The sequence below is a fragment of the Planomonospora algeriensis genome, from assembly GCF_977012225.1.
The window spans coordinates 41,617-61,659 of record NZ_CDRNDK010000002.1 but is presented as its reverse complement, the minus strand read 5'-3'; the positions used below and the strand labels follow the sequence as shown (position 1 = coordinate 61,659).

The window sequence follows — 20,043 nt, the reverse complement described above, 5'->3', positions numbered from 1 at the left end:
GACCGTCGCCGTCCGACCGCCAGGCCGTCCGCCCGGTCCACGGCGCGGGAGAGCCCGGCCGCGCCGCCTTCGCGCGCACACCCTTCACACGTCCCCGGCGGCTCCGCGCCTCCTCCGTCCACGCCACCTCCGTCCGTACCCCCTTCACCCCTCCGCGGCGGCTCCGCGCAGGGGAACACGCGGACGTGGATCTCGTCGTCCTGCACGGACGGCGGGCCCGCGCCCCTGCCGGGGCCGGGGCCCGCGAGGTCCTCCGCGATCAGCCGGGCCAGTTCCGCGGCGCCGTCCCTGAGGAAGAGGTGGCCGCCGGGCAGGGTCCGCAGGGCGAATCCGGCGCGGGTGTGGCGCGCCCAGCCGAGCATGTCGTCCGGCGGCACCTCCGCGTCGTCGAGACCCGCGAAGGCCACGACGGGGACGTCCAGCGGGGGCTCGGGCGCGTAGCGGTACCGCTTGATCCAGGTGAAGTCCGCCCGCAGCACGGGCAGGAGCAGTTCCCGCAGCTCGGGCACGTCTCTGAGCTCCTGCGGGGCGTCGGCGCGCCGCAGGAGCTGGTCGACGAACGCCTCGTCGGGCAGGTCCGCCGCCGCGGCCAGCGGCACCCTCCGGTCCGGGGGGTGGGCGGCCCCGGCGTAGAGCCTCAGCGGCGGGGGCAGGCCCCGGCGGCGCAGCTCGCGGACCACCTCGAAGGCGATCCGCGCACCCATGCTGTGCCCGTAGAGCGCGTACGGCCGCCCCGTGTGCGGGGCGATCTCGTCGGTGATCCGCGGTACGGAGAACCCGGGCGGCTCCGCGATCCGGTTCTCCCGGCCGGGAAGCTGGACGGCGACGACCTCGACGGCGCCGGAGACGCCTTTCAGGCCGTGGTAGGCACCGGCCGCTCCCCCCGCGTAGGGGAGGCAGAGCAGTGCGGGAGCGGGCGTGGGGGTGGAGGTCGGAAGGGGGGTCGGTCGCGTAATCGAGAGGGGCTCGATCGCCATGTGCCAGGTGCTCCTCCGCGGGACGACGCCGTCCCGGGCCGTTCAGAGGGATTTAAATACGCACGATAAATCACCTTATATCCACCTGAACAACCCGGCGTCAACATGAATTACATGCTTCCCATATCGGGTATTTCGGTCATCGTAATTCACTGAACGGTCATTTATGACCCGTCTCCCATCTCGACTCAGGCCGGGCGGATATGCATGAATGTCCTTCATCCGATGTAACGCGGCGCCCACCCGAAAGTGAGCCAGGTGTGACATCCACGCCCGACCTGTCCTCGAGCAGCCCCCGGCTCTCCGACACCAAGCGGGCCCTCCTCGAACAGCGCCTGCGCCGCCGGGCCTCCGCCCCGCCCCCCGCGATCCCGGCGCGCCCCCCGGACCGGCCGGTCCCGCTCTCGTTCGGGCAGGAGCGGCTCTGGTTCATGGACCAGTTCGCTCCGGGGAACGCCTCCTACACGATCCCGGTCGCGCTGCGGCTGCGCGGCCCCCTCGATCCCGGCCGGCTGGAGCTCGCCCTGCGCGCCGTCGCGGCCCGGCACGAGAGCCTGCGGATGAGCTTCCCCTGCGACGACGACGGCCGCCCGTACGTCGTCGTCCGCGAGGAGGCCGAGGTCGAGCTGCGCCGCGCCGACGCCGGCGACGAGGCTGCCGCCGTGGAGATCCTGAGCGACGAGGCGGCCCGCCCCTTCGACCTGGCCGCGGGCCCGCTGATCCGCTCGCTCCTCGTCCGGCTGGCCGAGGACGATCACGCGCTGCTGGTGACCGTCCACCACATCGTGGCCGACGGGTGGTCCACCGAGATCCTCACCGACGAGCTGCGCTCCCTGTACGGCGGCGCCGACCTGCCCGACCTGCAGGTCCAGTACGGCGACTACGCCCTCTGGCAGCGGGAGCGGCCGGTCGCCGAGGCGGACCTGGACCACTGGCGGGAGCGGCTGGCCGGGGTCCCGCCGCTGGAGCTGCCCACCGACGGCAGGCGCCCCGCCGAGCAGACCTTCGCCGGCGCCTCGTACGGCTTCCTCCTGGACCGCGAACTGGTGGACGGGGTGGCCGCCCTCGCCCGGCAGGAGGGCGCGACGCTCCACATGGCGATGCTCGCGGCCTACCAGGCCCTGCTCGGCCGCCACTCGGGACAGGACGACTTCGCGGTCGGCTCACCGGTGGCTGGGCGCCCGCGCCGCGAGCTGGAGGGCGTGATCGGCCTGTTCATCAACGTCCTGGCGATCAGGGCCGAGCTGGCGGGCGACCCGGCGTTCCGGGAGCTGCTGGGCCGGGTCCGGCGGAGCACCACGGAGGCCTACGCCCACCAGGACCTGCCCTTCGAGCGGCTGGTCGGGGAGCTGGGGATCGCCAGGGACGTGTCCCGGCCCCCGGTCTTCCAGGTCGGGCTCGCCTTCCAGAGCTACCGCGACGGGCCGCGGCCGCCCTGGCCGGGGCTGACCGCCGAGCCGTTCGACCTCGAGGCCCGCGCCGCCCGCTTCGAGCTGGAGCTCTTCCTGGAGGAGGAGCCGGAAGGGCTGCGCGGGCTGTTCGTCTACAACAGCGACCTGTTCGGCGCGGAGACGGTCGCGGATCTGGCCGCCCACTTCGCGGCGCTGCTGCGCGCGGCCGTCGCCGCACCGGACACCCGGGTCTCCGCACTGGAGATCCTCCCGCCCGAGGAGCGGGAGCGGATCCTCGCGCTGGGCGCCGGGCCGCGCGTGCCGTACGACCGCGAGGCCACCCTCGGCGCGCTGTTCGAGGCGCAGGCGGCGCGGACCCCGGACGCCGTGGCCGTGGAGTCCGGGGACGCGCGGATGACCTAGCCGAGCTCGACGCGCGGGCCGGCCGGCTCGCCCACCGGCTGCGCGAGCTGGGCGCCGGCCCCGGTTCCCGGGTCGCGGTCTGCGCCGAGCGCTCGCCCGAGCTGGTCGTCGGCCTGCTGGCCGCGCTGAAGGCGGGCGCGGCCTACGTCCCCCTGGACCCGGACCTTCCCGCCGACCGGCTGGCCTTCATGCTCTCCGACGCCGGGGCCGCGGTCCTGCTCCTCCAGGAGGCCGTCAGGGACCGCCTGCCCGCGGTGGGCGCGGTGGGCGCGGTCACCGTCCCGCTGGACGGGGAACCGGCGGCCTGCTCCTGCGCCACGGCCCCCGCCCCGGTCCTCCCCCCGCCCCGCGACCTCCGCCGACGTCGCCTACATGATCTACACCTCGGGTTCGACGGGCCGTCCCAAAGGCGTGCCGAACACCCACGCGGGCATCGTCAACCGGCTCGACTGGATGCAGCGGGCCTACCGCCTGGACGCCGGCGACGTCGTCCTGCAGAAGACCCCCGCCGGATTCGACGTCTCGGTGTGGGAGTTCTTCTGGCCGCTGATCACCGGCGCCCGGCTCCTGCTCGCCCGCCCCGGCGGCCACCGGGACGCCGCCTACCTGCGCGACCTGATCGCCTCGCGAGGCGTCACGACGGCGCACTTCGTGCCGTCGATGCTGGCCGCGTTCCTGTCCGAGGAGGGGATCGAGCGCTGCACCCCGCTGCGGCGGGTCGTGTGCAGCGGCGAGGAGCTGGCCCCCCAGGTGGCCGAGCGGTTCTTCGCCCGGCTGCCCGCCGTGGAGCTGCACAACCTCTACGGCCCGACCGAGGCGGCCGTGGACGTCTCCCGGTGGCGGTGCGCGCCGGGAGACGCCACGGTGCCCATCGGGCATCCGGTGCAGAACACCGAGCTGTACGTCCTCGACCGGCATCTGCGGCCCGTGCCCTTCGGGGTGGCGGGCGAGCTGCACATCGGCGGCGTCCAGCTGGCCGCCGCCTACCACGCCCGCCCCGGCCTGACCGCCGAGCGCTTCGTGCCCGACCCGTTCGGCCCCCCGGGCGCGCGCCTGTACAAGACGGGAGACCTCGTACGGCTCCGCCGCGACGGGGCGCTCGTCTTCCTCGGCCGGATCGACACCCAGGTCAAGATCCGGGGGCAGCGGATCGAACTGGGCGAGATCGAGGCGGTGCTGCGCGAGCAGCCGGGTGTCGCGGAGGCGGCGGCGGCGCGGCGGGAGGCGACGGCCGGGCTCGCCGGGGAGCGGGCGGCCGGTTCCGCCGGAGAGGCGGTGGCGGGGATCACCGGGTCCGTCGGGTCCGTCGAGGACGGTGGGACGGGCGGCCCGGAGCCGGACGGCGTCACGGGCGAGGGGGCGGACACGGATGACGGGTCGTCCGTTCCGGAGACGAGGAGCGGCAGGCTGCGGCGCGTCGGAGCGCGCATGGCGGCCTGAGGCCGTTCCGCCGGGGCGCGGAGGTCTTGCCGGTGTCCGGACGCACATCGGCGGAGGAACGCAGAGCCGAGGGGCGGAGAGAGGGGGCATCGGCCGGACGCGGTCGGTGCCTCGCCCGGAGGACACCGATCACCTGGGGAAAACGGCCGATGGTGGGGTTCGTCTCAGACGCCGAGGCACCTGTCAGGTCCAGGTCACGCCCCGCAACATGGCTGCTCCTTTCCCACACGTTCCGGTCGCGTAGAGAGCGATGTCCATCGCAAGCCATCCGATATGTCGGCTCACTCCGCCCAAGGTAGCGGTTCCCATCGCACGGCGCACACTCCGCAACTATTGTGTTACACATCGTTAGCCAAAGAGGGGGACTGCATGGTGGCGTCCAGTCATACCTCGGCCAAGCCACGTGACGGCGTGACGACCTTGGCCGGTCGGTGGCCCCTGCTGGGGCAGCGTCGCCCGCTGGTCGTCTACCTCTGCGGGGTCGTGGCCCTGGCTCTGGCCGCGATCGCATTCTCCGCCACGACCAGCGTCCTCCGCTGGTCCGACACGCTGACCTTCACCGCCCTGATGGCGTGCGGGGCGGTCTGCATCGAGGCGACCCGCAGACTCGGGATGCCCGCCGGGGTCGCCCGCGACCTGCTGTCAGCCTGGTGGCTGCCCGTCGCCCTGCTGCTGCCGCCGGTCTACGCGCTCGTCGCTCCGATCCCGCTCCAGATCCTGCTGCAGAAACGGGTGCGCGAGACGGTCGTCTACCGCAGGGTGTTCAGCTCGGCCGCGATCGGACTGTCCGGGTGCGCGGCCTCGGTGCTGTTCCATGCGGTCGTCGGCGACCCGTCCGCGCTGAGCACCGGCCGGGGATGGCCGATCCTCGTGGCGATAGGCTGCGCCGTCCTGTTCACGGTGCTCAACACCGGGCTGATCGCCGTGGCCGCGCACACCGCGAACCCGGACAGCCGCTGGCGCGAGGTGCTGTGGGACCGGGAGAGCCTGACACTGGACGTGGTCGAGCTCTGCCTCGGCGTCATCGTGGCCATCACCTGCGGGATCAACCTGACGCTGCTGGTGCTGGCGCTGCCGCCGGTGGTGCTGCTGCAGCGGAGCCTGCTGCACGCCCAGCTCCAGGCCGCGGCCCGCACCGACGCGAAGACCGGCCTGCTCAACGCCGCCGCCTGGCAGCGCGAGGCGGACACCGAGATCGTCAGGGCCCGGCGGACCGGCGACCCCCTGGCCGTGCTGATCATCGACATCGATCATTTCAAACGGGTCAACGACAGCTACGGCCATCTGATCGGGGACCAGGTCCTGGTCGGGGTGGCCACGACGCTCCGCAGCCAGCTCCGCGAATACGACGTCGTGGGCCGCTTCGGCGGGGAGGAGTTCGTCGTGCTGCTACCCGGAGCCGACACGACCGAGGCCCGGCGGGTGGCCGAGCGGTTGCGGTCACGCATCGGGCGGATGGCGGTGCCGGTCGACGGAAACATGATCAGTGTGACGATCTCGGCCGGTGTCGCGGTCATGAGCGTGCACGGCAACGACCTGATCGAGCTGCTCGCGGTGGCCGATCTGGCCCTGTACCACGCCAAGGAGCTCGGCCGGGACCGGGTCCATCTGCCGGCCACGTCGTCCGTGCCGCCCGCGCAGCCGTCCGGACCGCAGGACGCCCCTAGCTGAGTCCCGCAGGGCCTAAGCTAGAAGGCATGCCGGAGTACATCTACACACTGCAGCGCGTGCGCAAGGCGCACGGTGACAAGGTCGTCCTCGATGACGTGACGCTGTCGTTCCTGCCGGGCGCGAAGATCGGCGTGCTGGGCCCCAACGGCACCGGAAAGTCGACGCTGCTGAAGATGATGGCGGGCCTGGAGCAGCCGTCCAACGGCGACGCCCGGCTCATGCCCGGCTTCACCGTCGGCATGCTGCAGCAGGAGCCCCCCCTCAACGAGTCCAAGACCGTGCTCGGCAACGTCCAGGAGGGCGTCGCCGAGACCAAGGCCATGCTCGACCGATTCAACGAGATCGCCGAGCTGATGGCCACCGACTACAGCGACGAGCTGCTGGAGGAGATGGGCAAGCTCCAGGACGCCCTGGACCACCGCAACGGGTGGGACCTCGACAGCCAGCTGGAGCAGGCGATGGACGCGCTCCGCTGCCCGCCCCCGGACGCCGAGGTCACCCAGCTGTCGGGTGGTGAGCGCCGCAGGGTCGCGCTCTGCAAGCTGCTGCTGGAGCAGCCCGACCTGCTCCTGCTCGACGAGCCCACCAACCACCTCGACGCCGAGAGCGTGCAGTGGCTGGAGTCCCACCTGGAGAAGTATCCCGGCACCGTCCTGGCCGTCACCCACGACCGCTACTTCCTGGACAACGTGGCGACCTGGATCCTGGAGCTCGACCGCGGCCGGTGCCACCCCTACGAGGGCAACTACTCCACCTATCTGGAGGCCAAGGCCGCCCGCCTCAAGCTCGAGGGCCAGAAGGACGCCAAGCGCAAGAAGCGCCTGGAGGACGAGCTGGAGTGGGTGCGCTCCAACCCCAAGGCCCGCCAGACCAAGAGCAAGGCCCGTCTCCAGCGCTACGAGGAGATGGCCGCCGAGGCGGACAAGCACCGCAAGCTCGACTTCGAGGAGATCCAGATCCCGCCGGGCCCGCGCCTGGGCACCACGGTCATCCGCGCCGAGAAGCTCACCAAGGGCTTCGAGGACCGGCTCCTGATGGACGGCCTCACCTTCGACCTGCCCCGCAACGGCATCGTCGGCGTGATCGGCCCGAACGGCGTCGGCAAGACCACGCTCTTCCGCATGATCACCGGTGGTGAGACGCCGGACAGCGGTGAGATCGTGATCGGCGACACCGTCAAGATCTCCTACGCCGACCAGAGCCGCGGCGGCATCGACCCGAAGAAGAACGTCTGGGAGGTCGTCTCCGACGGGCTCGACCACATCAAGGTCGGCCAGGTCGAGATGCCGTCCCGGGCCTACATCGCCGCATTCGGCTTCAAGGGCCCGGACCAGCAGAAGAAGGCCGCGGTCCTGTCCGGCGGCGAGCGCAACCGCCTCAACCTGGCGCTGACCCTCAAGCAGGGCGGCAACGTGCTCCTGCTCGACGAGCCCACCAACGACCTGGACACCGAGACGCTCTCCAGCCTGGAGAACGCGCTGCTCGACTTCCCCGGCTGCGCGGTCATCACCTCGCACGACCGGTGGTTCCTCGACCGCATCGCGACTCACATCCTGGCCTGGGAAGAGGGCTCGAACTGGTTCTGGTTCGAGGGCAACTTCGCCGACTACGAGAAGAACAAGATCGAGCGGCTGGGTGCCGACGCGGCCCGCCCGCACCGCGTGACCTACCGCAAGCTCACCCGCGACTGATCCGGCCCGCAGCGGTCCCCGCCACCCCGCCGCCGGGCGGAGGCGGCGGGGGCCGCTACGGTTCTCGGTGTGCTCGAACAAACCACGAACGACACGGGCCGCGCCCACCGGCACGTCTTCCCCCGGGCCGTCAGGTTCGCCGACATCGACGCACTGGGTCATGTCAACAACGTGCGGTTCTTCGACTACCTGGAGGACGCCCGCCTCGGGCTGTTCCACGTCGACCCCCACCGGGAGGGCATCGCCCCGTTCCAGGGGCTCGTCGTGGCCAGGCACGAGATCGACTACCGGCGGCCTCTCACCTTCCGGCCCGACCCGGTCAGGGTGGAGACCTGGGTGACCGAGATCCGCCCGGTGCGCTTCACTCTCGACTACGAGATCCGCGACGACGACGAGGTCTTCGTCCGCGCCCGCTCGATCCTCGTCGCCTACGACGTGGCCGAGGCCGCCCCCCGCCGGCTGAACCAGGATGAGATCGCCTACCTGAGCAGGTTCACCGCCGAAGGCCCGCAGGGATACGAAGCCGGTTGATCGAATGACATCTCCGACATGTCGTGAACGGTCATGATTGAGGGCATGACGGAGAACACCATCGCCTCCGAATGGGGCGTCGAACGCATCGACCTGGCCGCCTACCTCCGGCGGATCGGCCACCGGGGCCCGCTCGACCCCACCGCGGAGACCCTGCGTACGCTGCACCGCGCCCACGTGACGACGATCCCGTTCGAGAACCTCGACGTGATCCTGGGCCGGGGCGTCCAGCTCGACATCGACAGCCTCCAGGGCAAACTGGTGGATTCCCGGCGCGGTGGTTACTGCTACGAGCAGAACCTGCTCTTCGCCGCCGTGCTGGAACGGCTCGGCTACCCGGTGATCCGGCTGCTGGCCAGGGTCAGGATGGGCGAGGACCGGCGGCGCCCGCGCTCGCACGCCATGCTCCTGGTCGAGGCCGAGGGCACGACCCATCTGGCCGACGTGGGATTCGGCGGGGACGGGCTGCTGGAGCCCGTACCGCTGGCCGACGGCGCGCTCTCCTCGGTGGACGGCTGGGACTGGCGGCTCGGCAGGGACGGCGACGAGTGGGTGCTGCACGGCCTGCGCCCCGAAGGCTGGATCGCGCTGTACTCCTTCCGTGTCGAGACGCACTACCCGGCGGACTTCGAGGTCGCCAACCACTACACCTCCACCGTCCCCACCTCGCCGTTCGTCAGGCACCCGATCGTCCAGCGCACGGCCGCGGGCGTCCGCCGCCGGCTGCAGGGCCTCGAACTCGACGGGGAGCGGCTGGAGCCGGGGAAGCTGCACGCCGTACTGGAGGAGGTCTTCGGCCTCGGCCTGGAGACCGGCGAGGCGGAGATCCTGGCCGCCCGCGCCCTGGCCGCTCAGGACGCGGCGTAGTCAGGCGGGGACGGGGCGCCCCGGCCGCTCAGGACACGCGTAGTCCGGCCGGGGACGGGGCACCGGGAGCGAGCCCCGTCCCGGCCGGAGCGGGGCGCTACGGCGTGTGCAGCCAGGCCGCCGTGTCCGGGAGCAGCAGGTGGCCCTCCACCGGGGCGCTGCCGATCAGGACCCGGTCGTGCGGCGGGAGCGGCACCGGCTCCGAACCGCAGTTGACGACGCACGTCAGCGGGCCGCGGGCGAAGAAGAGCGCGTCCTCGGGGGAGTCCAGCCAGGTGACCAGGTCGGGGAGCGCGCCGCGCAGCGACCGCCGGGCCCGCAGCGCCTGCCGGTAGAAGGCGAGCGTCGAACCGGGGTCGTTCGCCTGGCGCTCGGCCGTCAGCGCGGCCCACTCCGCCGGCTGGGGGAGCCACGGCGCCGCGCCCTCGGGGGAGAAGCCGTACGGCTCGGCGACACCGGACCACGGGAGGGGGACGCGGCAGCCGTCCCGGCCGGGGAGCGTGCCCTGCGAGCGGATGAAGATGGGGTCCTGGCGGACCTCCGGGGGAAGATCCGTCACCTCCGGGAGGCCGAGTTCCTCCCCCTGGTAGAGATAGGCCGATCCGGGCAGGGCGAGCATGGCCAGGAGCGCCGCCCGTCCCCGGGCGAGCCCGGTGGTCGAGGCGGGCAGTCCCTCGCCGTAGCGGGTGACGTGGCGGACCACGTCGTGGTTGGAGAGCACCCAGGTGTGCGCCTCCCCCGTGGCCAGGGTGTCGTCGATGACCTTGCGGAACGCCGTGGCCGACCAGGGCGCCTGCAGCCAGGCGAAGTTGAAGCTCTGGTGCAGCTCGTCCGGGCGGACGTAGAGCGCGAGGTCCTCGGCGGAGTCGGTCCACACCTCCCCGACGGCCATCCGCTCACCGTCGTAGGAGTCGAGCACCTTGCGCCACTCCCGGTAGACCTCGTGGACCTCCGGACGGCTCCAGATGGGCGACTCGGCCTTGAACGCCTGGCCCTCGGGCGGGGTGTCGGGCAGCCCTTCGGCCTTGTACAGGCCCATCGCCACGTCGATCCTGAACCCGTCCACGCCCCGGTCCAGCCAGAACCGCAGCACGTCGAGGAACTCGGCGCGCACCTCGGGGTTGCGCCAGTTGAAGTCCGGCTGCGAGGAGTCGAACAGGTGCAGGTACCACTGCCCGTCGGGGAGCCGGGTCCAGGCCGGTCCGCTGAAGGTCGACTGCCAGTTGTTGGGCGGCAGCTCGCCGCCGTCCCGGAAGATGTAGCGGTCGCGGCCCTCGCCCCGCAGCGCAGCCTGGAACCATGGATGTTCCGAGGAGCTGTGGTTGGGCACGATGTCCACGAGCACCCGCAGGCCGAGCCGGTGGGCCTCGGCCGTCATCGCGTCGAAGTCGTCCAGGGTGCCGAACAGCGGGTCCACGTTCCTGTAGTCGGCCACGTCGTAGCCGCCGTCGGCCATGGGGGAGCGGTAGAAGGGGGTCAGCCAGATCGCGTCCACGCCGAGCTCGGCGAGGTACGGCAGGCGCTGCCGGACGCCGGCCAGGTCGCCGACGCCGTCTCCCGAGGCGTCGGCGAAGCTGCGAACGTAGATCTCATAGACGACGGCATCACGCCACCAGGGGATTTCCATGAGTGGGGGTTGCCCCGGCCCGGCGGCCTTTATGCGTCGGGCGCGTCACGCGTCGGGTGCGTTGACCATGCTGTGCGCCGCGTAGACGAGGTAGTCCCACAGGCGCTTCTCGAGCTCCTCGGGGAGCTCCAGGGAGAGCACGGCGTCGTGCATGTGCCGCAGCCACGCGTCCCGCTCGGCGCCCCCGATCACGAACGGGTTGTGCCGCATCCTCAGCCGGGGGTGGCCGCGCCGCTCGCTGTAGGTGCCCGGCCCGCCCCAGTACTGCATCAGGAACAGGCTCAGCCGGTCCTCGGCCCCCGCCAGGTCCTCCGCGGGGTACATCGGCCACAGCAGCGGGTCGTCCACGACCCCCTCGTAGAAGCGGCGGACGAGACGGCGGAAGGTCTCCTCACCGCCGACGGCGTCGTAGAACGACTGGGATTCCTCGGTGGTACCTGACACGGTTTCAGCCTAAGGGGTCATCCGGCGGGCATCACCCGCCGCGAACGGGTCTGCGCGGCGGAACGCATCCCGCCGCCGTCGGTCAGAACGACCGGTGCGGCGGGATGCTTCCCCGCCCGCCGTGGACGGAGCGACCGGTGCGGCGGGCCCGCCGCACCGGTCAGCCGGCGATCGTGATGGACGCCCGGTCCAGGGCCGCCTTCACCCGCAGGCGGATCTCCCGGGCGACCTCCGCCTGGCGGGACGGGATCGTCTTGGCGCTGATCCGGAAGACCACGGCGGTGTCGGAGATCTGCTCGATCCCCCAGACCTGCGGCTCCTCGACGATGACGGAGTCGCGGAAGGCGGGGTCCTCCCACATCTCCTCGGCGACCTGAGAGAGGATCTCGCGGACCGCCGGCACCTCGGCGCTGTAGGCGACCGGGACGTCCACGGTCGCGCGGGACCAGCCCTGGGACTCGTTCCCGACCCGGGTGATGGTGCCGTTGCGGACGTACCAGACGCGGCCGTCGGCGTCCCGCAGACGGGTGATGCGCAGGGTGACGGCCTCCACGGTGCCGGTCGCGGGACCGGCGTCGATCACGTCGCCCACGCCGTACTGGTCCTCCAGGAGCATGAACATGCCCGCGATGAAGTCCTTGACGAGCTCCTGGGCGCCGAAGCCGAGGGCCACGCCGATGATGCCGACGCTGGTCAGCAGGGGGGCGATCGGGACGGAGAGCCGCTCCAGGACGGTCAGGATCGCGGTGCCGATGATGACGATCGAGGAGACCGAGCGCAGCACCGAGCCGATGGTCTCCGAGCGCTGCCTGCGCCGCTCCGCGGCGACCGCGTCGAGCCCCTCCGGCTGCACCGTCTGCCGGCCCCGCAGCCGCCCGGCGATCGAGGAGTTGCCCGAGGAGGCGCGCCGTACCACCCGGGTGATCAGGCGGTGGGAGACGTTCCGCAGGACGAAGGCGACCACCATGATCAGGGCGATGGCGATCAGGCCGCCGATCACGGGAGCCCAGGTCGCGGGCAGGACGGAGGACACGAGGTCGCAGACTATGTCAGTCTCACCGCTGCCCATGCACGCCCTGCTCAGACCTTCGGTCATCTGGAGGGGGAGTTCCAGGACCGAGGTGCCGGATGTCGATGAGGGGGCCGGGGTCGGCGACGGGGTGGGAGAAGGACTGGGGGACAGCAGGAACACGGAGAGGATCCCTCCCGGATCGGTTCGGTCGGCAATGGGAAAGTCATCGACGCTCCCAATATTGCCGACAGAACCGGCCGCCGTCACATCACGCCGGGGAAGACGGGGGCGTCCGGTCCGGGGCCGCGGGGGGCGGATCCGGACGCTCCGGTGGCGTACGGCACGGACGGGGCACGCACCCGGAAGCGTGTCCCGTACCGCTATGCGGGAGGGATCTCTCCCCGATCACCGTCCGGGAGGACCCGGACGGCGGCTCTGTGTTCCGAAGCCGGCGGGGTGCCCAGCGTCCGAGGACGCTCCGCACCGGTCACCCCGCGGCCCGGCCGGCCGCGGTGGACGCGGTGGACCGGTACGGCTGCGCTCCGTGCCGGTCCACCGCCATCGTCAATCCCCCACCGCGGCGAGTACGCGTGCGACCTTGGTCGCGGCACCGGCGGGGTCCTCCGCCGTGTGCATCCGCTCGCCCCAGGACCACCAGTAGTACCAGTCGGGATGGCTGGGCGCGGCCTGGGCGCGGCAGGTGACGTTCTCCGCCAGGCTGGTCGCGTTCGGGTTGATCACGCGGACGAACACGCGACCCGTCTGGCTCCGCACCACGCGGGCGTGCAGCCCCCGAGCGTCCAGTTCTGACACCAATCGCTCCAGATGCTCGAAGTCGTCTCCCTGCACCTCGTCCCTCCTCCTTGGGTTCGGCCGGCACCGAATCGCATTCTTGCGATCAGGCGAATCAGTGCTGGTTGGCCAAAGATGTCTCACACCGGCGCGGTGGTCAACGGCGTGAAACCCAAGATCAGGGTGGACGTTCTCCCAAGTAGGTTGAAAGAAGCAGTCCGGGGGGAGACGATCCTTAGCCGATGGCTCTATTCGCTGGTTCCGGATGAGTCAAAGGTGGTCCATCATTCTCAGTAGGCGCAGTGCGACGCTATCGTCACACTGAGTCAGCAGGAGAGGACCGGTCAGGACATGTAAGTGTGCCAGCCCGCCCAGCTGGTCACGAGAGAGGGGCCGGTATGTCCGGCAGGCAGCACAGAGAGACAGAGTTGGCGCGGCGGATCCGAGCTCGGGGTCTGGCCACGGGACGAGGCTCGGCGCAGATAGCCGAGGAGATCCACGAGAAGTGCGGTCCGCAGTTCGGGACCACGCGGATCAAGGGTCATCGTCTCGCGCACGGCATCGCGCTCGCCGACGTGATCGAACAGGTCAGGGCGCTGTTCGAGCGCGACGGCAAGCCCGCGCCCGGCATCGGGGAGACGCTTCTGTCCGCCTACGAGAGCGGGCTGAAGCGGCCCGGTCCCGAATACCTCCACTATCTGTGCACCGTCTACCGGGTAGAACCGGTCGCCCTCGGATACGAGGGCCCGTGCATCTGCGGCCACGGCCACAAGATGCCCGGTGTCGTCCGAGGCGATCTCCAGGATGAGAAACCCGAAGCTTCCCCTGGGCCGCGCGAGCGGTGGATCCCACCTCAGGTCGACAGTGACCCTACGGTGGACGGGGGCGAGGAGGACGAGAACGTGCTACGGAGAACGCTTCTGGGCCTTCTGGCCGGCGGCAGTGTCGCCCTGGACGGCCAGGTGCTCGGATCGGTGGACAACATACGCAGGAGGATGGACGGCACCCTGGTGTCGGCCACGGTCTCCCCGGCGATGCTCGACCAGTGGGAGGAGGCCGCCGTCGGCTTCGGCCGGCAGTACATGAACACGCCGCCGCTCCGCCTGCTGTGCGACGTGCTGCTGGAGTTCAGCGCCGTGCGCAAGGCGATGGAGCGGCGGCAGCCGGTGGACCTGCAGGAACGGCTCTGCCGGATGGCGGCGCAGCTGTCCGGGCTCAGCGGCATGATCATGATCAATCTGGGCGACCACCGGATGGCGCGGTCCTTCTTCAGGACCGGCAGGATGGCGGCGGACGAGACCGGGGACCGTGCGCTGCGGGCCTGGGTGACGGCCCGCGAGGCGCTGGTCCCGCTCTACTACGGCGACCCGCGGGAGGCGCTCAACCTTGCCAAGAAGAGCGGTGATCTGGCCGGCCAGACCCCGTGCGCGGCTCAGGCCATGGCGCCGGTGGTCGAGGCCCGGGCGCTCGCGATGCTCTCGGGCTCGGGGAAGAAGGACGTGGTCGACCAGGCCAAGCGGGCGCTGTCCCGGGCCAGGGCGGCGTTCTCCCAGATGACCGCGGACCAGAAGGAGGACGCGGCCTTCGGCTACACCGAGCGCCAGCTCTACTTCCACCAGGGCGACGCCCTGGTCAGGCTGGGGCAGGCGATGGAGGCCGACCTCATCCTCGAGCAGGCTCTCACCAAGTACGGCCCCTCCGACTGGCTCGACCCCACATTGATCAGGCTTGATCGGGCCAGGTGCAAGCTGATGGAGGGCGACGTCGAGGAGGCGCTCACGATCGCCCAGGCGACGATCGAAGGACTGGGCGACGGGTGCAGGCCGGACATCCTCATGCAGCGTGCACAGGAGGTGGCGAGGGCGGTCGAGGCCAAGGCTCCCGGCCATCCCCGGCTCAAGGCGTATCTGGAGGCGCTGCGCACCGCTTCGGTGACCGAGCTCGAAGTGCCGACTGCATGAGCCTCAGGATCAGGCGCTACCGCTGGTCTGACCTCGAGGCCGTCTGCGCGCTGCACCAGATCTGCCTCGCGCAGGTCGGGCTCGCCCCGGGGGACGGCGTGTGGTACGACGACGACTTCCCGCGGATCAACGAGGTCTACCTCGCCGACCGGGGGGAGTTCCTGGTGGGGGAGATCGGCGGTCGTGTCATGGCGATGGGCGGGCTGCGCCGGATCGACGACGAGATCGCCGAGATGTGCCGCCTGCGGGTGCATCCGGAGTTCCAGCGGCAGGGGCACGGCGCCCAGATGGTCCTCTCCCTGGAGGCGCGGGCGGTCGAGCTGGGCTATGCCGGGCTCCTCTGTGACACCACGCTGAACCAGCGCGCCGCGATCGGGCTCTATCGCAAGTACGGCTGGCGTGAGATCCGCAGGGAGGAGAGAGGGGGAAACGTCGTGCTGTACTGGGAGAAAGATCTCACGAGCACGATGTCCGCCCTGCCTAAATAGTGCGAATATTGCATGGATCTCCTCTCGTCATTGCCGTTCGAGGAAATGCCGGAATACTTATCCTTCGTACCTATACCGATTTTTTTGGGGGGTGCGATGAAAAGGATCATCGTTCACAAACCCGGTGTCATCCGACTGAGCGGTGCCGCCAGCGTCACGCACGTGGGCTGAGAAGAGCGCCTGCGTCAGTCGGAACGCCCCGGCGCCCGTCCGGGTGCTTCACCTCGTACCGGGCGGGCATCGGAGATCGCCGCATGGGCGATCTCCCCTGATCGCCGCGTGCCGGGCGGTCGGTCTCTCCGCTCCGTTTCCGGTCGGCCCGGATGCCTGTGATGATCACTATGCCCGGACCGCGTGTCCGGCCGTCGGCGAGTCCTCCGGGCAAGTCGTGCTCCTCGGAGGGCCGGGCCGCTTGGGGTCGTCCGGCCGAGGAAAGAGGTCTGGTCCCCGGAAGGTGGAGAGAACCACTCCCGAGGGAGTCGTCCTGCCCCTCCGGAAGTGATGTCTCCCCAGTGGTCCGTGCAGTGGGCGGCCGATCACGCCTCTCCGGGTAGAGGATCTTCTCCCGCCGGGGCGGTCTTCTACCTCCCGGGTGGGGATCTTTCCTCCCATCGTCCGACTCGTCGCCTGCGGGGCCGCCCGGGGCCGCGGCAGAGGGTGCGGTTCATCGCGGAGTCGTCATCCGGGACGGGATCCGTCACTTGCCTTACATTGAACGATCGTTTAGTCTATTGAACATGCGTTCAATGGCAGATGATCGTACCGCCAAGGCCGTCATCCGGGACCGGGCACTGGAGCTGTTCGCGGCGCAGGGGCCCGCTTCGGTGACGGTCCGCCAGATCGCCTCGGCGGCGGAGGTCTCACCCGGCCTCGTCATCCATCACTTCGGTTCGAAGGACGGGCTCCGCGCCGCGGTGGACGACCATGTGGCGTCGGTGTTCGACGGCCTGTTCACCGAAGCGACCAGGGGTGAGCTCGATCTGTCCGACGGGGCGTCCATGGCGGAGGTGCTCCTGGCGGAGCTTCCGCCCGATTCACCGGTCCCCGCCTACCTGCGCCGCCTGCTGCTGTCCGGTGACCCCGCCGGGACCGCGGTGTTCCGCCGGTGGTTCGCGGCCAGCAGGGCGATGACCGAGGCGCTCGCCGCGCGCGGGGTCCTCTCCGCGGGACGGGATCCGCAGGTCCGTACGGCCTTCCTCATGGTCAACGACCTGGTGCTGCTGCTCCTGCGGGACCAGCTCGCCGACGTGCTCGGCGTCGATCCGCTCGCTCCCGAAGGGGCGAGCCGATGGGCGGAGGAGGTGCTGAGCGTCTACCGGGACGGTCTGTTCGGCGAGAGGGAGGAGACGTCATGAAGGTCTTGATCTGCGGCGCCGGAATCGCCGGGCTCACGCTGGGGTGGTGGCTGCGGCGGGCCGGGGCCGAGGTGACGATGGTGGAGAGGGCGGCCGGGCCGCGCAGCGACGGTTACATGATCGACTTCTTCGGCGCCGGATACGACGTGGCCGAGCGGATGGGCATCCTCGCGGAGTTGCACGACGTCTCCGCCGACATCGCCGAGATCGTCTACCTCGACGGGCGGGGCAGGCGGGCCGGCGGCCTGAGCTACGACTCCGCCAGGGCGATGGCCGACGGGCGCGTGCTGAGCATCATGCGCGGCGAATTGGAGAGGGTCCTGCGCTCGTCGCTGGACCTCGGCGCCGAGATCCGGTACGGCACCAGCGTCACCGCGATCCGGGACGTTCCCGGCGGCGTGGACGTCGAGCTGACCGACGGGAACGTCCACCGCGCCGACCTCCTGGTGGGCGCCGACGGCCTGCACTCCGTGGTCCGGAGGCTGGTCTTCGGTCCGGAGGAGCGCTACCTGCGGCCGCTCGGCTACCACACGGCCTCCTACCTGGTCCGGGACGCCGAACTGGCCGAGGAGGTGGGCAGGAGGGCCCTCCTGGTGAGCGTGCCGGACCGGCAGGCGGGGATCTACCCGACGCGGGACGGGGGCCTCGCCGCCTGGCTGGTCCACGCCGCGCCCGGGACGGCCCTGCCCGCCGACGCCCGAGCGGAGATCGCATCCCGCTACCGGGGGATGGGCGGCCTGGTGGACCGGGTGCTGGCCCACTGCCCGGAGGATCCCTACTACGACCAGGTCGCCCAGATCCAGATGCCCGGATGGAGCCGGGGGCGGGTCACCCTGCTCGGTGACGCCGCCCACGCGGTCTCGCTCATGGCGGGCCAGGGTTCGTCGATGGCGATGGCGGGGGCGCACCTGCTCTCCGCCGAGTTGCTCGGCGCCGGTGTCGAGGCGGCGCTGGAGCGCTACGAACGCCGGATGCGCCCGTTCGTCCTGGGCAAGCAGCGAAGCGGCCGCGGGGCCGCCCGCTGGATGGTCCCGCACCAGCCCTGGCGGATCACGCTGCGCAACCGCCTGTTCGGCCTCGCGGACCTGCCCGGCGGCACCGCCGTCATGGGGCGTGCCTTCAAGCGGCTGAGCGCCGGGATCTGAGGGCCGGGGTCCGGGGCCCGTTCACCCCAGCAGCGTGAGCCGGGAGACGATCTCCGGCAGACCGGGTGGCTCCAGTGCGTCCGGCAGCTCGGGCATCTCCTCGGGGAGGAGCCAGGCCACCCCGAGATAGGCGCCGTCCTCCTCGGCGGTGAGCCGGTCGGGACGCACCTCCGGGACCCGGTCGAACCTGGCCAGGTAGAACCGCTCGGTCTTGACGTAGCGGACGCCGAGCCAGGTGAACTCCCGCCGCACCGGCAGCCACCGGTCCAGCACCGCCTCGCCGGGCAGGCCGGTCTCCTCCGCCAGCTCCCTGCGGGCGGCCTCCAGCGGGGTCTCGCCCGGGTCGATCCCGCCGCCCGGCGGCTCCCACACGGTCTGTCCGCTCACCGCGTCGCGCCAGTGCATCAGCAGCACCCGGCCGGACCCGTCCACGCAGACCGCCCGGGCCGCGGGCCGATCGCTCACCTCCGCCATCGCTCAGCGCTTCATCGCGCCGTCGGCGATGGCGTCGGCCGCGTCGCCGATGGCGCTCGCGACGACCTCCAGGCGGCGTACCAGTTCGCGCTCCTTCATGGTCTCGGAGGTTATCTCGCCGGAGAAGATCCTGGCGATCTCGTACTGGTACATGCGCTGGAGGGCGCCGCTGGCCTTCTTCACCTCCAGTGCGTCACCGGTGACCGCCGAGGGCCGGGAGGCCAGGTCGTGGACGGCGGTCTCCAGGGCCTCGATCCCGGTGATCACCTGGTCCAGCATGGGTGCGAAGCGCCGCTGCTCGCGCAACCGGTAGAGGTGCGACTCGCGGACGAAGTCCCGCAGGGAGTCCAGGACGTCGTCGATCGAGCGGGACAGCCGGAACATGTCCTCCCGGTCGATCGGGGTGATCAGGGCGCCGGAGAGCTCCTCGACCAGGCGGGCGCGCTCGGTGTCGCCCCGGTGCTCGATCTCCCGCATCATCTCGTGCGCGTCGGCCCTGCGGGTGTCACCGCCGATCATGGCGACGGCCAGCCAGGCGCCCTGCTTGGTCGCCTCCAGCTGCCCGATCAGCGCGTCGGTGAGCGCGCTGTCCATGTGGCCGGTCATCAGGTCCCGGATGCGGCGTAACCGTTTCAAGCGACCACCCCTCTGGCGATGAGCGCCGCCGCCGCGGCGAGCAGGCCGCTCACCGGCAACGTCAGCATCCAGGCTAGAACGATCTTCAGTGTGGTGTGCCAGCGCACCCGGCCGGAACTCCCGGTCATCCCGGCTCCGATCAGGGCGCCGGCGATGGTCTGGGTCATGCTCACCGGTGAGCCGAGCGCGGCGCAGCCGAGGACGGCGGTGCCGCTGGCCAGTTCGGCGGTCACCCCGTGCAGCGGCCGCGAGGCGATGATCTCCCGGCTGAGCGTACGGCCGGCGCGCGGCAGGCCGTACACGGCGCCGCGCCGAACATCCCGGCCATCGCGACGCAGGTGGGCAGGGGGGCTCCGGAGAAGCCCTGGGCCAGCATGAAGACGGCGAGCATCTTCTGGCCGTCGTTGGCCGCGTACGCCAGGCACTGCAGGGTGAACCCGGCCCGGTGCCACCGCCGGAGCAGGCGGGTGTGCCCCAATCGCGACAGCGCGCGACGCATCGGGACCGCCAGCAGCGCGCCGGCGAAGGGCGCCGCCAGCGCGACGGCGAGGACGAACAGCACGATCTGCGGGGAGACCGGCACGCCCCAGCCCAGGCCGGCTCCGGTGAGGGCGCCGACGATGGCGAGGGTCAGGCTGGTGGGCCGTCCCCTGTTGCTCAGGACCAGGACGACGGCCAGGGCGGACAGGACCGCGACGAACATGATGATCCGTCCGTCGGGGCCTCCTGCGGTCGTCAGGCGGGTGGCGAAGGTGGTCGCGACCCGGTGCGTCACCAGGGGGACCAGCGCGACCGCGGTCATCATCATGAGCACGCCGGTCACCGGCCGGATGTTGGGGATCTTGAGACCGGTCGCGAGGAGCGCACCGCCGTCGTTGATCCCCGTGATGATCGCGAACAGTGCCGCGAGCGCCGTCAACGCGGCGAGGTCCACGGTTCCCACCCCACGTCAGCCGTCTGCGCCTCCGGCTTCTCCCGCGTGGGTCCCGTACGCGGTCTTCGCGTCTGCGTCCGTACCGTCTCCGTCCGTGCCTCGGGGGTGATCCGTCATCGAACATAGATACCCGAAACCATGCGGAACTTAGCATCCGAATGTCGAGATGGCCGATGACGGTGCC

At 71.1% G+C, this 20,043-nt stretch carries 18 protein-coding genes and 2 pseudogenes; 11 read left to right on the top strand and 9 right to left on the bottom strand.

The window, feature by feature from the left end; genetic code table 11:
* The coding region (locus ACWJ6R_RS00605) for a thioesterase II family protein (RefSeq protein WP_449060314.1) at positions 1–977 on the bottom strand (977 nt) is incomplete at its 3' end.
* 260 nt (positions 978–1,237) lie between these two features.
* On the opposite strand from ACWJ6R_RS00605, the gene ACWJ6R_RS00600 reads away from it, so the two are divergent.
* The 7 genes and pseudogenes from ACWJ6R_RS00600 (at position 1,238) to ACWJ6R_RS00570 (ending at position 8,991) form a co-directional block, all read left to right on the top strand.
* The gene (locus tag ACWJ6R_RS00600; protein ID WP_449060313.1) at positions 1,238–2,791 is read left to right on the top strand and encodes a condensation domain-containing protein; all 1,554 of its coding nucleotides are present in this window, start codon (positions 1,238–1,240) and stop codon (positions 2,789–2,791) included.
* A gap of 38 nt (positions 2,792–2,829) precedes the next feature.
* A pseudogene (locus ACWJ6R_RS00595) lies at positions 2,830–2,973 on the top strand (AMP-binding protein); the annotation flags it as partial.
* A gap of 157 nt (positions 2,974–3,130) precedes the next feature.
* Positions 3,131–4,231: pseudogene (locus ACWJ6R_RS00590) on the top strand (amino acid adenylation domain-containing protein); the annotation flags it as partial.
* Positions 4,232–4,600: 369 nt separating this feature from the next.
* Entirely contained in the window at positions 4,601–5,902 is a 1,302-nt protein-coding gene (locus ACWJ6R_RS00585; protein ID WP_449060312.1) for a GGDEF domain-containing protein, read from the top strand.
* 26 nt (positions 5,903–5,928) lie between these two features.
* Positions 5,929–7,593, top strand: a complete 1,665-nt coding sequence (gene ettA / locus ACWJ6R_RS00580) for an energy-dependent translational throttle protein EttA (protein WP_189239252.1) — start codon at positions 5,929–5,931, stop codon at positions 7,591–7,593.
* A gap of 69 nt (positions 7,594–7,662) precedes the next feature.
* Positions 7,663–8,124 carry an acyl-CoA thioesterase gene (locus tag ACWJ6R_RS00575; RefSeq protein ID WP_449060311.1) on the top strand — a complete coding sequence of 154 codons (462 nt, stop codon included), beginning with the start codon at positions 7,663–7,665 and terminating at the stop codon, positions 8,122–8,124.
* Positions 8,125–8,169: 45 nt separating this feature from the next.
* Positions 8,170–8,991, top strand: a complete 822-nt coding sequence (locus ACWJ6R_RS00570) for an arylamine N-acetyltransferase family protein (RefSeq protein ID WP_449060310.1) — start codon at positions 8,170–8,172, stop codon at positions 8,989–8,991.
* Between the two features lie 97 nt (positions 8,992–9,088).
* Here ACWJ6R_RS00570 and ACWJ6R_RS00565 read toward each other — a convergent pair whose 3' ends face one another.
* The 4 genes from ACWJ6R_RS00565 to ACWJ6R_RS00550 all read right to left on the bottom strand — a co-directional run bounded on the left by ACWJ6R_RS00565 (position 9,089) and on the right by ACWJ6R_RS00550 (position 12,923).
* Positions 9,089–10,618 carry a glycoside hydrolase family 13 protein gene (locus ACWJ6R_RS00565; protein ID WP_449060309.1) on the bottom strand — a complete coding sequence of 510 codons (1,530 nt, stop codon included), beginning with the start codon at positions 10,616–10,618 and terminating at the stop codon, positions 9,089–9,091.
* Positions 10,619–10,663: 45 nt separating this feature from the next.
* Complete coding sequence (locus ACWJ6R_RS00560) at positions 10,664–11,062, bottom strand: globin (protein ID WP_068903622.1); 399 nt, start codon at positions 11,060–11,062, stop codon at positions 10,664–10,666.
* Positions 11,063–11,222: 160 nt separating this feature from the next.
* Entirely contained in the window at positions 11,223–12,095 is an 873-nt protein-coding gene (locus ACWJ6R_RS00555) for a mechanosensitive ion channel family protein (protein ID WP_449060308.1), read from the bottom strand.
* A 543-nt stretch (positions 12,096–12,638) separates the two neighbouring features.
* Complete coding sequence (locus ACWJ6R_RS00550; protein WP_449060307.1) at positions 12,639–12,923, bottom strand: hypothetical protein; 285 nt, start codon at positions 12,921–12,923, stop codon at positions 12,639–12,641.
* A 341-nt stretch (positions 12,924–13,264) separates the two neighbouring features.
* On the opposite strand from ACWJ6R_RS00550, the gene ACWJ6R_RS00545 reads away from it, so the two are divergent.
* The 4 genes from ACWJ6R_RS00545 (at position 13,265) to ACWJ6R_RS00530 (ending at position 17,815) form a co-directional block, all read left to right on the top strand.
* Complete coding sequence (locus ACWJ6R_RS00545; protein WP_449060306.1) at positions 13,265–14,827, top strand: XRE family transcriptional regulator; 1,563 nt, start codon at positions 13,265–13,267, stop codon at positions 14,825–14,827.
* Complete coding sequence (locus tag ACWJ6R_RS00540; RefSeq protein ID WP_449060305.1) at positions 14,824–15,315, top strand: GNAT family N-acetyltransferase; 492 nt, start codon at positions 14,824–14,826, stop codon at positions 15,313–15,315. The genes ACWJ6R_RS00545 and ACWJ6R_RS00540 overlap by 4 nt, the downstream gene beginning before the upstream one ends.
* Before the next feature lie 746 nt (positions 15,316–16,061).
* Positions 16,062–16,670 (top strand): TetR/AcrR family transcriptional regulator, encoded by a 609-nt coding sequence (locus ACWJ6R_RS00535; RefSeq protein ID WP_449060304.1) that lies wholly within the window; start codon positions 16,062–16,064, stop codon positions 16,668–16,670.
* Positions 16,667–17,815 carry an FAD-dependent monooxygenase gene (locus tag ACWJ6R_RS00530; RefSeq protein ID WP_449060303.1) on the top strand — a complete coding sequence of 383 codons (1,149 nt, stop codon included), beginning with the start codon at positions 16,667–16,669 and terminating at the stop codon, positions 17,813–17,815. Before ACWJ6R_RS00535 ends, ACWJ6R_RS00530 begins: the two co-directional genes overlap by 4 nt.
* A 21-nt stretch (positions 17,816–17,836) precedes the next feature.
* Here the strand turns inward: ACWJ6R_RS00530 and ACWJ6R_RS00525 are convergent, their stop codons facing one another.
* Genes ACWJ6R_RS00525 through ACWJ6R_RS00510 form a run of 4 tightly spaced genes read right to left on the bottom strand, consistent with a single transcriptional unit; the run spans position 17,837 to position 19,868 of the window.
* Positions 17,837–18,280, bottom strand: coding sequence for an NUDIX hydrolase (locus tag ACWJ6R_RS00525; protein ID WP_449060302.1), 444 nt, complete (start codon positions 18,278–18,280; stop codon positions 17,837–17,839).
* Between the two features lie 12 nt (positions 18,281–18,292).
* On the bottom strand, positions 18,293–18,895 hold the full coding sequence (locus tag ACWJ6R_RS00520) for a DUF47 domain-containing protein (protein WP_449060301.1): 603 nt from the start codon (positions 18,893–18,895) through the stop codon (positions 18,293–18,295).
* Between the two features lie 26 nt (positions 18,896–18,921).
* Positions 18,922–19,227, bottom strand: coding sequence for an inorganic phosphate transporter (locus ACWJ6R_RS00515; protein ID WP_449060300.1), 306 nt, complete (start codon positions 19,225–19,227; stop codon positions 18,922–18,924).
* Complete coding sequence (locus ACWJ6R_RS00510; RefSeq protein ID WP_449060299.1) at positions 19,155–19,868, bottom strand: inorganic phosphate transporter; 714 nt, start codon at positions 19,866–19,868, stop codon at positions 19,155–19,157. The genes ACWJ6R_RS00515 and ACWJ6R_RS00510 overlap by 73 nt, the downstream gene beginning before the upstream one ends.
* Positions 19,869–20,043 lie beyond the last annotated feature (175 nt).

What these genes read in the sequence shown, in the direction of transcription:
- ACWJ6R_RS00585 (WP_449060312.1), top strand. Translation starts at nt 4,601, where the DNA reads ATGGTGGCGTCCAGTCATACCTCGGCCAAGCCACGTGACGGCGTGACG.
- ettA (WP_189239252.1), top strand. Translation starts at nt 5,929, where the DNA reads ATGCCGGAGTACATCTACACACTGCAGCGCGTGCGCAAGGCGCACGGT.
- ACWJ6R_RS00570 (WP_449060310.1), top strand. Translation starts at nt 8,170, where the DNA reads ATGACGGAGAACACCATCGCCTCCGAATGGGGCGTCGAACGCATCGAC.
- ACWJ6R_RS00565 (WP_449060309.1), bottom strand. Translation starts at nt 10,618, where the DNA reads ATGGAAATCCCCTGGTGGCGTGATGCCGTCGTCTATGAGATCTACGTT.
- ACWJ6R_RS00545 (WP_449060306.1), top strand. Translation starts at nt 13,265, where the DNA reads ATGTCCGGCAGGCAGCACAGAGAGACAGAGTTGGCGCGGCGGATCCGA.
- ACWJ6R_RS00540 (WP_449060305.1), top strand. Translation starts at nt 14,824, where the DNA reads ATGAGCCTCAGGATCAGGCGCTACCGCTGGTCTGACCTCGAGGCCGTC.
- ACWJ6R_RS00535 (WP_449060304.1), top strand. Translation starts at nt 16,062, where the DNA reads ATGGCAGATGATCGTACCGCCAAGGCCGTCATCCGGGACCGGGCACTG.
- ACWJ6R_RS00530 (WP_449060303.1), top strand. Translation starts at nt 16,667, where the DNA reads ATGAAGGTCTTGATCTGCGGCGCCGGAATCGCCGGGCTCACGCTGGGG.
- ACWJ6R_RS00520 (WP_449060301.1), bottom strand. Translation starts at nt 18,895, where the DNA reads ATGACCGGCCACATGGACAGCGCGCTCACCGACGCGCTGATCGGGCAG.